13 protein-coding genes are annotated in these 11,167 nt (G+C 69.5%); 4 read left to right on the plus strand and 9 right to left on the minus strand.

Annotated elements, in window-relative coordinates; translation table 11 throughout:
* A partial coding sequence (locus AB0M56_RS49885) for a response regulator transcription factor (RefSeq protein ID WP_364190531.1) occupies window positions 1–617 on the minus strand: 617 nt, incomplete at its 3' end.
* Window positions 618–757: 140 nt separating this feature from the next.
* Window positions 758–1,255 carry a hypothetical protein gene (locus AB0M56_RS49890; RefSeq protein WP_364190534.1) on the minus strand — a complete coding sequence of 166 codons (498 nt, stop codon included), beginning with the start codon at window positions 1,253–1,255 and terminating at the stop codon, window positions 758–760.
* Between the two features lie 174 nt (window positions 1,256–1,429).
* On the opposite strand from AB0M56_RS49890, the gene AB0M56_RS49895 reads away from it, so the two are divergent.
* From AB0M56_RS49895 to AB0M56_RS49905, 3 genes are read left to right on the plus strand one after another with little or no spacing between them, the layout of a single operon-like run.
* A complete protein-coding gene (locus AB0M56_RS49895) occupies window positions 1,430–2,386 on the plus strand; it encodes an aldo/keto reductase (protein ID WP_364190537.1) in 957 nt (318 codons plus the stop codon).
* Between the two features lie 14 nt (window positions 2,387–2,400).
* On the plus strand, window positions 2,401–3,285 hold the full coding sequence (locus AB0M56_RS49900; protein ID WP_364190539.1) for an NAD(P)-dependent oxidoreductase: 885 nt from the start codon (window positions 2,401–2,403) through the stop codon (window positions 3,283–3,285).
* A gap of 1 nt (window position 3,286) precedes the next feature.
* Window positions 3,287–3,925, plus strand: a complete 639-nt coding sequence (locus AB0M56_RS49905) for a TetR/AcrR family transcriptional regulator (protein WP_364190541.1) — start codon at window positions 3,287–3,289, stop codon at window positions 3,923–3,925.
* A gap of 199 nt (window positions 3,926–4,124) precedes the next feature.
* Here the strand turns inward: AB0M56_RS49905 and AB0M56_RS49910 are convergent, their stop codons facing one another.
* Window positions 4,125–4,322: a hypothetical protein gene (locus AB0M56_RS49910; protein WP_364190543.1), complete on the minus strand. Its 198-nt coding sequence runs from the start codon at window positions 4,320–4,322 to the stop codon at window positions 4,125–4,127.
* Window positions 4,323–4,429: 107 nt separating this feature from the next.
* On the opposite strand from AB0M56_RS49910, the gene AB0M56_RS49915 reads away from it, so the two are divergent.
* A complete protein-coding gene (locus AB0M56_RS49915) occupies window positions 4,430–5,644 on the plus strand; it encodes an MFS transporter (protein WP_364190545.1) in 1,215 nt (404 codons plus the stop codon).
* A gap of 203 nt (window positions 5,645–5,847) precedes the next feature.
* On the opposite strand, the gene AB0M56_RS49920 is transcribed toward AB0M56_RS49915, so the two are convergent.
* From AB0M56_RS49920 to AB0M56_RS49945, 6 genes are all read right to left on the minus strand, one after another.
* On the minus strand, window positions 5,848–6,351 hold the full coding sequence (locus AB0M56_RS49920; RefSeq protein WP_364190555.1) for a PhoU domain-containing protein: 504 nt from the start codon (window positions 6,349–6,351) through the stop codon (window positions 5,848–5,850).
* Window positions 6,352–6,504: a hypothetical protein gene (locus tag AB0M56_RS49925; protein WP_364190547.1), complete on the minus strand. Its 153-nt coding sequence runs from the start codon at window positions 6,502–6,504 to the stop codon at window positions 6,352–6,354.
* Between the two features lie 768 nt (window positions 6,505–7,272).
* The gene (locus AB0M56_RS49930) at window positions 7,273–7,494 is read right to left on the minus strand and encodes a DUF2188 domain-containing protein (protein ID WP_364190550.1); all 222 of its coding nucleotides are present in this window, start codon (window positions 7,492–7,494) and stop codon (window positions 7,273–7,275) included.
* 157 nt (window positions 7,495–7,651) lie between these two features.
* On the minus strand, window positions 7,652–8,347 hold the full coding sequence (locus AB0M56_RS49935) for a GAF and ANTAR domain-containing protein (protein WP_364190551.1): 696 nt from the start codon (window positions 8,345–8,347) through the stop codon (window positions 7,652–7,654).
* 426 nt (window positions 8,348–8,773) lie between these two features.
* Entirely contained in the window at window positions 8,774–9,115 is a 342-nt protein-coding gene (locus tag AB0M56_RS49940) for a thioredoxin family protein (RefSeq protein ID WP_364190553.1), read from the minus strand.
* Window position 9,116: 1 nt separating this feature from the next.
* Entirely contained in the window at window positions 9,117–11,126 is a 2,010-nt protein-coding gene (locus AB0M56_RS49945; protein ID WP_364190558.1) for a cation-translocating P-type ATPase, read from the minus strand.
* Between the last annotated feature and the right edge of the window lie 41 nt (window positions 11,127–11,167).

Consider the following 11,167-nt stretch of genomic DNA (forward strand, 5'->3'; position numbering starts at 1 on the left):
TCGAGCTTGCGGCGCAGGTAGCCGATGTAGACGGCCAGGTTCTTCGAATCCGAGCCGAACTCGTAGCCCCAGATGCGCTGGTAGATCGTGGTGCGGTCGAGCACGATCCCGGCGTTGCGGACCAGCAGCTCCAGCAGGTCGAACTCGGTCTTCGAAAGCTCGACCTCCCCTTCGTGCCACCGCACCCGCCGAGCCGCCGGGTCCACGATCAGCGCGCCGAGCCGCAGGACCCTCGGCGTCGCGGCGTCAGGCGACGTCCGCCGCAGCAGCGCCCGCAGCCGGGCGAGCAACTCGTCGAGATCGAACGGCTTCACGAGGTAGTCGTCCGCCCCCGCGTCGAGACCGGCGACCCGATCCGGCGGCTCGAGGCGGGCGGTGAGCATCAGGATCGGGGTCGGGTCGCCGTCGGCGCGGAGCACGCGGCACACGCCGAGCCCGTCGACGCCGGGCATCATCACGTCGAGGATCAGCACGTCGAAGCGATCGCGCCGCGCCACGGCCAGCGCGGCGACCCCGTCGGTCACCTCCGTGACCCCGTAGCCCTCCAGCTCCAGCGCGCGCAACAGCGACTCGCGGATGGCGCGGTCGTCGTCGGCGAGCAGGACGCGGGGCGGCATGCCGACATCATGCCTGGCGACTTCGTGAAGGGCACGCGTTAGTAGTCCGCGCGCTTCCGCAGGAGACGGCGGACCTGCGGACGCTTGCCGTGACAAGGTGCGTACGAGGCGGAATCCGGGATGCGACGCCGATCGTGTGCTCAGCTGATCGCGCCGAGCGCGGCGCTGACAGTGGTGATGATTGCTCCGCCCATCGCGATCGCGACGAAGGAACGGATGAAACCGGTGCCGAAGAAGCGCCACCTGATCCAGGCCAGGCTCACCAGTTCGAAGGCGATGGTGGCGAGGGCCACTCCCAGCGCCGCGCCGTAGGCAGGGATCAGAAACGGCAGGGTGTGCAGCACGCCGCCGAGGAACGTGCCCGCTCCGGTGATCGCGCCCCGCAGGTAAGGATTCCCACGCCCGGTCTCCTCGCCGGTGTCGGACAGCCCCTCGGAAAACGCCATGCTGACACCGGCGCCGATCGCGGTGGCCAGTCCGGCGAAGAACGCGTAGAGCGGCTGGTGCGTGGCGAACGCGACGGCGAAGACGGGCGCGAGGGTCGACAGGGAGCCGTCGATCAGCCCGGTCATCGCGGGCTGCGCGCGCTGCAACAGGAACGAACGCTTGTCCCCGAGGGGAATGGCAAGGACGGCCATGGCCTCCTCCTTGTGATCAATTACAGAACTGGAAGTTTCGTAATGTGGCAACTGCGTGAAGCCTCGACCTGTTCCGGGAAGTAGCTCCCTGTGTGACAAGGCAGACAGGTGCATGCGGTGGCGAATAACGAAACTAGGCGTCTAGTTTTGATGGGAGACAGGAAGGGGCACATCATGAAGACAAACCTTGCGACAAGCCCGCTCGGTGGCACCGGGATGGACATCACCCGGGTCGGTTTCGGCGCTTGGGCGATCGGCGGCGGTGGCTGGGAGTTCGGCTGGGGACCTCAGCAGGACGACGAGTCGGTCGCCGCGATCCACCGCGCCCTCGAACTCGGGGTCAACTGGATCGACACCGCCGCCGCGTACGGGTTCGGCCACTCGGAGAGGATCGTCGGCCAGGCGCTGCGCGGCGTCGATCACCGGCCGTACGTGTTCACCAAGAGCTCACTGCTCGACGACGGCACCGGCCGCGTCCGGCACAGCCTCGAGCGGGACTCGATCCTGCGCGAGGCCGAAGCGAGCCTGGAACGGCTCGGCGTCGACGCCATCGATCTGTACCAGGTGCACTGGCCGATCCCGGACGAGGACATCGAGCAGGGCTGGGCGGCCATGGCCGAGTTGAAGGACAAGGGCCTGGTGCGGCACATCGGGGTGTCCAACTTCAGCCTCGAGCAGTTGCGTCGCGTGCAGCAAATCGCGCCGGTCGAGACGATCCAGCCGCAGTACTCGCTGATCGAGCGCGAGGTCGAGGTGCAGGTCCTGCCGTTCGCCGAGGGGGCCGGGATGGGCGTGCTCGTCTATTCGCCGATGGGCTCCGGTCTGCTCACCGGGGCGATCACCCGGGAGCGGATCGCGGCGATGCCCGGCGACGACTGGCGCAAGACCGACCCGCGGTTCACCGAGCCCCGGCTTTCCTGGCACCTGGCGCTGGCCGCTCGGCTGCGGGCGGTCGCCGAGCGGCACGGCGTGACACCCGGCGCGGTCGCGGTGGCCTGGACGCTGCGCCACCCGGCCGTCAGCGGCGCGATCACCGGGTTCCGGCGGGCGTCGCAGGTGGACCCGATTCTCGCCGCGGCGGACCTCGAACTGACGGTGCAGGACCTGACCGAAATCCAAGCAGTGAAGTAGGAGAAGTGATCACGATGACCGCGATCGGATTCATCGGACTCGGATCGATGGGCGCGCCGCTGGCCGGCCGCCTGCTTGAGGGAAACCAGGTGTACGGGACCAACCGGACCCGTGCCAGGGGCGCCGCGCTCGTCGAGCGCGGGCTGATCTGGCGGGACACACCGCGCGAGGTCACGGCGGCGGCGCAGGTCGTCTTCAGCATGGTCACCGACGACGCGGCGCTGGCCGCGATCACCTCGGGACCGGACGGGATCGTGGCCGGATTGCGCCCTGGCCTCGTTTACGTCGACATGAGCACGGTGAGCCCGCGGGCCAGCCGCGAGCTGGCCGAACGCGTTCGCGCCACCGGCGCCACCATGATCGACGCGCCGGTCTCCGGCAGCGTCCCGGCGGCCGAGACCGGGATACTGACGATCATGGTCGGCGGTCCGGACGCGGCGTTCCTGGCGGTCGAACCGCTGTTGCGCCGGCTGGGCGCCACCATCGTCCACGCCGGTACGAACGGGCAGGGGCTGGTGCTCAAGCTGGCGATCAACATCAGTCTCGCCACGCAGATGCTCGCCTTCAGCGAGGGCCTGCTGCTGGCCGAGCGCGGTGGGATCGACCCACAGGTGGCCGCTGACGCGATGGCCCGCTCGGCGGTCGGGTCCCCGATGTTGCAAGCTCGCGCCCCGCTCGCGCTGGACCTGCCCGAAGAGGCATGGTTCGATGTGATGCTCATGCACAAGGACATCCGTCTCGCCCTCGAAGCCGCCCGCGAGTCCGGGGTCCCGGCGCCTGCCGCCGCGACCGCCGACCGGGTACTGAGCCAAGCCGAGGACCTGGGCTTCGGGCACCGCGACATCGCCGGCCTGTTCCAGGTGCTGGCCCGGATGGTGCCGGGCGCGAAGGCGGCGTGACATGACCACCGAGAGCCCGCAACGCGGCCGCCCGCGCAGTCAGGAGGCGCGCCAGGCCATCCTCGCCGCCGCCGCGGAACTCCTGCTGGCCCACGGTCTTTCCGCGGTCAGCATGGACGCGGTCGCGGAGCGGGCCGGGGCCAGCAAGGCCACCATCTACCGGTGGTGGCCCACCAAGGAAGCGCTGGCCCTGGACGCGTTGTACACCGACTGGGCCGCCGCGAGCCCGCACGCCCGGGACACGGGCACGCTGCGCGGCGACCTGCTCTCGCTGTTGCGCCCGTGGGCGCGGCTGGCGAGCAGCCGGCCCTACGCGAGGGTGATCGCGGCGCTGCTCGCCGAGGCGCAGAACGACCCGGTGTTCGCCGCCGAGTACCGGCACCGCGTGGTCGAACCGCGTCGCGACCAGGCCGCGGCGATTTTCCGGCGCGCCATCGACCGCGGCGAAATCCCCGGCGACATCAAGGTCGACGTGGCACTCGACCTGCTCTACGGCGCGCTCTACCACCGGCTGCTGCACGGCCACGCACCCGTGAACGACCGGTTCGTCCGGGAGGTCCTCGACATGGCCCTGAGCGGCATTCAGCCGGAGAACGTCGGAAGGCCTACAGCTGACGGACAGCCTCACCAACCCCGCTGACCGGACGACCCACCCTTATCGTGGTATTCGCGGATGAGGGCGACGGCGGTGGGTATCGCGTCGGGCGATGACGTCCACGACGTTCAATTCTTTGTTCAGTGATCGGCGGGATCCGTCCACATCCTTCGCCGCTTTCCCAGGCGCAACCGCAGGAAGGCGACTGCGGCGAAGACCGGCTGTGGCCTGGCGCGGGTCGGTGTCAAGGTGACGAGACGGCTTGCGCTGAGATGGAGGGACAGGACGCGATCGATGGTTCGCCGGTGATTTTCGCCGCCTCTGCCCGGTACTCGGCGATCCGCGTCACGTCGACGTAGGAAATGAAGTAGTCGGGGCCGGTGCTGGTGAACACCAGCACTTGGACCGTGGCGTCTGCCTCGATTTCCTGACGGGACTCCACGCCGTCAATTTGCACTCATCACGATAAGTCTAACCAAGACTTTTCGTTCGACGAAATGAGTTCGCGCGGGGATTGTCGGAAGTACCAGACCTCTTAGAAAGGCAGCCATGCTTGACACCGTTTCGCCCGTCGTGTCCCGTGCGCGCCTCAGCCACGGCTGGGGATTCCGCGTGATCGCCGTGGCGTTCGCGGCGTCCCTGGCGTTCTCCACTGTGCCGACCCCGCTCTATGCGCTCTATCAGCGCCGGGACGGGTTCCCGACCTTCGTGGTCACCCTTGTCTTCGTCGCCTACGCGGTGGGCGTGATGGCGAGCCTCTACCTCGCCGGGCACGTAAGCGACTGGCTCGGCCGGCGCCGTGTGATCGTCGCCGCGATACTCGCCGAGGCGCTGGCGGCCGCCCTCTACCTGGCGTGGCCGGAAGTGCCGGGGCTGATCCTGGCGCGGCTGATCACCGGTGCCGGGATCGGCGCACTGACCGCCACGGCCACCGCGTACCTTGCGGAGTTGCGCGCCATCGCCCGCCCTGGTGAGCGCACCGGCCGCGCCGGACTGATCGCCAGCGTGGTGAACCTGGGTGGCCTGGGCGTGGGACCGCTCGTGGGCGGCTTGTTCGCGCAGTACGCGTCGAGGCCGCTCACCGCGCCGTTCGAGTGGTACCTGGTGGCGCTGCTGGTGCTCGCGCTCGCCGTGGCCCTGGTGCCGGAGACCGTCGAGCAGTGGGACGAGCGGCCTGCCTACCGGCCGCAGCGGCTCGCGCTGCCGGCCGGCGCGAAGCCGGCGTTCGCCGGCGCGGCGATCGGGGCGTTCGCCGCGTTCGCGATCACCGGGCTGTTCACGTCCCTCGCGCCGACGCTGCTCGCCCAAGGCCTGCACGAGCCCGGGCACCTGCTCGCCGGGGCCACGGCGTTTTCGCTGCTGGGTGCCGCCGCGCTCGGGCAGCTACTGTTCGCCGCGCTGCGGTCCGGTGTCCAGTTGCGCCTCGGGTTCGCGTTGATGGCCGCGGGGCTCGTGGTGCTGCCGGTGGCCGCGCTGCTGCCCTCGCTGTGGCTCTTCCTCGTGGGCAGCGTGGTGGCCGGAGTCGGGCTGGGCCTGGGGTTCCGCGCTTCGGTCGCCACCGTCGCCGCGCTCGCCGACCCGCGTGCGCGGGGCGAGGTGCTCGCGGGGCTGTTCCTGTCGGCGTACGCGGGGCTGGTGGTGCCGGTGCTCGCCGTGGGGTTCGCGCTGGTGTGGGTGTCGAGCCCGGTGGCGCTGCTGGGGTTCTCGGTCGCGGAGCTCGTGCTGCTCGGCTGGTCGGCGAACCGCATCCTGCGACGGGGCTGACCCGGCTCGTTACTCGGCGGGCGCGTCCGGGCCACACGGCACACTGTGCTTGTCGGCACCGTTATAACGGAGAGATTCAGTGTGTGAGAGCGGGGCTGCCTGTCGAGGAGGCCTGGGAACAAGGGCGGCTTGGGCGCGGCGCCGGCGGCGTAGCTGGCCGGGCCGGACTCACTTGACTGTGGTCAGGCTGACGTGGTGCCGAGTTAGGTGTGGGCGTGGAAGGGAAGTTCGCCGGTGGCGGCGAATCCCAGTCGGTTGGCGACGGCGACGGCGTGGTCGCCGAAGCGTTCGTAGAACCGGGCGAGCAAAGCGAGGTTGATGGCTGTCTGGACGCCGTGAGGCCACTGGTCGCTGGTGATCAGGGCGAGGACGTGGGCGTGCCTGGTGTCGATGGTCTGGTCGAGGTCGGCGATGTCGGCGAATCCGCATGGGCGCTGGCGGTCGATCAGCTCGGCGAGTCGGTCGGCCATGCCGGCGGCGGCGTCGGCCATCTCGGCGAAGTCGTATTCGAGCTGGGCGGGCACGGCGTGGTGGGGGTGGGCGAAGCGGGCTATGCCGGCGATGTGCGCGGCGAGGTCGCCCATTCGTTCGAGCCGTTCGGCGCAGTCGATCGTGGCCAGGATGGTCCGCAGGTCGTGTGCTTTGGGTGCTTGGAGGGCGAGCAGGGCCTGGGCGTGTGACTCGCAGTCTGCGCGGGCCCAGTCGATTTAGGCGTCGGTGGCGATCACCTGCTCGGCGAGGTCGAGGTCTGCGGTCCGCAGTGATCTGCTTGCCCGGCGGGTCGCTTCGGCCGCGAGCGTGCACATCAGCCTCAGCTGTGCGCTGAGGCGGTTCAGCTCGTCGTGAAAGCTCTCGCGCATGTCCGGACCGTGTCCCTCGCCGGCCAGCCGAACCCCAGCCTCGCGGCGTTGTGGCGGCACTCGCGTAATGCGGCCCGCCGGCAGGTGAGGGGGTGAACGCCTGCCGGCGGGTCCGACGCGCGCCATGCCACCGCGCCGCGTGTCCACGATTGTCGTCTCGGTGCGGGGTACTGGCGCCGTGGGTTACAAGATCTTTTGTGGTGGGCTCGTCTCGACCGAGACGGACGTCTAAGGCGACGAGACCGAGCAGAACGGCCGCATGTTCGCCATCCACGCCGCGATCGCGCTCGTCGGTGCCCGGACCGAAGCTCACCCTGCACACTGCCATGGAAAAGCCGGGGCGTGATCGGCATGGCCAAGAGCATCCTCGTGCAACGCCGCGATGTGGACGCCACACCCGCGTTCGCATTCTCGTCGATCGGCAGAACCTCCTCCCACGGGGTCACGAAGGTGGCGATGGCGTTTTTGCCGGCCGTGGAGGGGTCGGCGGCACGCCTCCCCAAGTGCTGGCGAACGACGACCTCGACAACTGGCGACAGCTCAACCTCGACGAGATCGACGCCATCGTCGCTTCGCCCGGGCAGGGAAGGCCGGAGCGCGCTGCCGATTTCGGCTTGAGCCGATGGGCCATGTTCCAGGAGGAAGTCCCGCCTGCTCGGGGTCTGCCTCGGATTTCCCCGGAAGGTACGGATGAGGGTAGGCCGTGTTCGTGAAAGGTCGCTGGGTGCACAGGCACAGGTACAGATTTGGCAGTGCCGCGTGGCCTGTTCAGCCGGGGATGCTGCGGGGGTCGTGACCGTAGGTGTTGCGTTCCCCGATCCGGCCGTCCTTGGTGCGGATGAAGTGCTCGACCTTGCGTTCCCGGGCCATATCGCGGCCTCTGGTCTGGGCCGCCTTCTTCGTATCGTGGGTGTTCGCTGCCCGGCGGCTGCCCTCGACCTTGTTCTTCCACTGCCCGTTCTCGAAGTAGGTCTCGATGTCACCTTTCACGGCTCGCGCTCCTCTCCCCGGTCGCCGGTGCGCCGGTACCTGAGCAATACCCCCAGGCACCGGAAGTTGAACATCGACAACGCCGTGACCAGCCCTACCCACCGGCAACGCCGCGACACCCCCGGGCCGGCCGATCCGGACCGGCGTCCGTACGGAGCTACAGCTCGCGACGGTGCCCGACAAGCCAGGCGGCGACGTCGTGCAGTTTGAGGTTGCTGGCCTGGGAGGACTCGACGAGCAACCGGAACGCCTGCACGGGGTCGAGGTCGTGGCGCTGCATGAGGATGCCCTTGGCCATGCCGATGACGTCACGGGATTCAATCGCGGCGTGCAGCTGGGCTTCGGTCTGGGCTCCGGCCAGCGCGATCGCGGCGTGGGTGGCGAACTCCTTCCCGTCCTTCTCGGTCCGGTCGCTGAACGCGTCGACCTGGGTGGAGTAGAGATTCAGCGCGCCCAGGGTGTCGTGGAGGATGAACAGCCGGTAGGACAGCATCGAGCGGATACCGGTCTCGGCGGCATCGGGCGCGAAAGCTGGCCAGCGTCGCTCATCGAGCAGGTTGCCGGTGCGGAAGACGTCGTGCCGGGCGATCGCATCCAGACACGGCCCCTGACCTGTCCGGTGCTGGATCTCATCGATCATGGGCACGACCTCGCTGGTGGGAGCCACGGCGCGGATCCGGCCGTCCTCGACCAGGGAAATCCCGGCGTACTCGGCGCCGTCGACATGGTCCACGGCGGCCTTCACGATCGCCCCGAGGGTCGTCTCGACGTCCGGTTCGGCCTGCAGGGTGCGCGCGATCGCGCCGAGCACGCTGCTGAGGCTCTCGGGCGCGTAGTTGTCAGAATGCGTCACGGACGTCTCCTCCTACGCCAATGGCCGACCACTCACCATATCCAGATGCCCAGCAGCTCGCCTCGTCTACCACTGCGCTGGTCAAAGCCCGCACACTCGGACGTCACGGCATCGGCGTCAGAACTCCCGCGCAGGGCGAAGCGGAATGCCTGGTGCGGGGCGTTCCGTGACAAGCGTCCTTCGCATCTGGCGACAACCTCCGCCAAAAGCTAACCGTGCTCTGAACGCGTGACGAGAGCCGTGGCTGACCGCCGGAAGGGGAATGCCGCGGACGCCAGGCGGCCCAAGGGACTTGTCACGGCCGTCGAGTGTCGGTGGCCCGGCACACGATCAGCGCGACGAGGTGGACCAGAGCAAGCGGTGCGGACGTCACCGAGGCCGAGACGCCGTGCCACCTTGGTGGGGGGCTGAGCCCACCTCGCTGGCTCATTCCGGCGGCGCCGTTTTGCGGGCGGCATGGCCGTTCTCCGCTGTCGCGAGGGCGCGGCAGAGCTGTGTCAACGAAGGCGTTCCGCTGAGGTGCCCGTCTGGGTCCCGGTACAGCCGGCAGGACAAGCTTGGTGACAGGTCCGGCTCGGCGAACGGGTCCGCGCCGTCGATGAGCAGCGTCGGCGAGCCTGACATGCCCAGCGCCACGGCCTCGGCGTCATCCGTCACGACTTGCCGTTCGAGGTGCACGTCGGGCTGCGCAGCCAGGAACGGGGCGAGCCGCTCGGCCAGCACGGCTGCGTCGGGACAGCCGGGGACGTGTGGGACCTGGATTCTCATGTCACAGCTTCCTCATCGGTGAAATCTGCAGCATGCGCTTCCGCGCCGTGGTCTGGGATTCGGGGGCGCAGCACGCGCAACCGTCGTCCTGCGCCGCTCTCGGCCCAGGCTGAATCTGGTGCGGGGCAATGAGGGCGGGTGTGGTGGTGCCGCGGAGTGGACGGAGTCGTCCGGCACGGACGCCGTTGCCGATGACGAAGACTTCGGCGAGTTCGTGGATGAGCACCACGGTGGCCAACCCGAGGATGCCCAGTGCGGCGAGCGGCACGAGGGTGAGCACGATTGCCGCGGACAGGCCGATGTTCTGCAGCATGATCACCCGGGCTCGGCGGGCGTGTGCCAAGGCTTGCGGCAGGTGGCGCAGGTCGGTGCCCATGAGGGCGACATCAGCGGTGTCGATGGCGACGTCGCTGCCCATGGCGCCCATGGCGATGCCGACGTCGGCGGTGGCCAGGGCAGGGGCGTCGTTGACGCCGTCGCCGACCATAGCGACCGTGCCGCGGTGCCGGTCGCGCAGTTGCTCGATGAGGGCGGCTTTGCCAGTGGGGCGCAGTTCGGCGTGCACGTCGGCGATGCCTGCCTGACTGGCGAGGGCGGTGGCGGTGCGGGCGTTGTCTCCGGTCAGCATGGTCACCCGCAGCCCGGCCGCGCGCAGGGTGCGGATGGTGTCGGGCGCTTCGGGGCGGAGTTCGTCACGGATGCCGATCAGCCCGAGCACGGTGCCGTCGTGTTCGATCACGGCCACGGTGGTGCCCTTCTCCTGCAAGCGGGTCACCTCTCCGGACAACGGCCCGGCGTCGATCCAGCCGGGCTTGCCCATCCGGGCCGGGACGCCGTTCAGGCTGCCGTTGAGCCCGGCGCCGGGCACCGTCGTCACGCCGTCGGCGGCGCGTGGGTTCGGGGCGGCGGTGAGGATCGCGGCGGCGAGTGGGTGTTCGCTGTGGGCCTCCAGGGCAGCGGCCACCGCCAGCACCCGCTGCGGGCTGATGTCTGCCGCGGGCACGATCTCGGTGACCACGGGCTGGTTGCGGGTCAAGGTGCCGGTCTTGTCCAGCGCGATGCTGCGGACCGCGCCGAGGGCTTCCAGCGCCGCGCCGCCTTTGACGAGCACACCCAGCCGGCTGGCAGCGCCGACGGCGGAGATCACGGTGACCGGCACGGAGATCGCCAACGCGCAGGGAGCGGCGGCGACCAGCACCACCAGCGCACGCTCGATCCACACCGCCGGATCCCCGAGCAGTGCACCGAGCCCGGCGATGAGCGCGGCGAGGATCATGATTGTGGGTACCAGGGGTCGGGCGATGCGGTCGGCGAGGCGCTGGCGGGTGCCTTTGCGTTGCTGGGCGTCCTCGACGACGCGGACGACCTTGGCCAGTGAGTTTTCTTCGGTGGTGGCGGTGGCCTCGACGGTGAGCACGCCGGTGCCGTTGATCGACCCGGCGAACACCTCCTCGCCTGGCCCGATCTCCACCGGTACCGACTCGCCAGTGATGGCCGAGGTGTCCACGCTGGACTGTCCACTCCGGACGATGCCGTCGCTGGCGACGCGGTCCCCGGCCCGTACCAGCATTCGGTCCCCGACCCGCAGTCGCGCCGGCGCGATGCTGGCCTCGCCGCCGTCGCGCAGAACTGTGATCCGCTCGGGCACCAAGGACAGCAGTGCACGCAGGCCGCGGCGGGTGCGGGCCAGCGAATAGTCTTCCAGCGCCTCGCTGATGGAGAACAGGAACGCCAGCATCGCGGCTTCGGCGAACTGGCCGAGCACCAGGGCGCCGGCCAGGGCGATGGTCATCAGGGTGCCGACCCCGATCCGGCGCCGCCACAAAGCCCGCAGCGTGCCGGGCGCGAAGGTGTAGCCGCCGATCCCGGCCGCGAGCAGATACGCCACTTCGGAGGCCGCCGCAGAGCCGAGCCACCCTGCAACCAGACCCGCGGTGACAAGGAGCCCGGCTAAGGGTGATGCGCCCCGGGTCTGGTGCAGGTCTCGTTGTCTGTCACCGAGCCCGGGCAGGCTCGAAGGGTTGATCGTAGCGTGACGCTTGGTGGCCGGCT

It is taken from the genome of Amycolatopsis sp. NPDC051372, assembly GCF_040682095.1.
Classification (GTDB): domain Bacteria; phylum Actinomycetota; class Actinomycetes; order Mycobacteriales; family Pseudonocardiaceae; genus Amycolatopsis.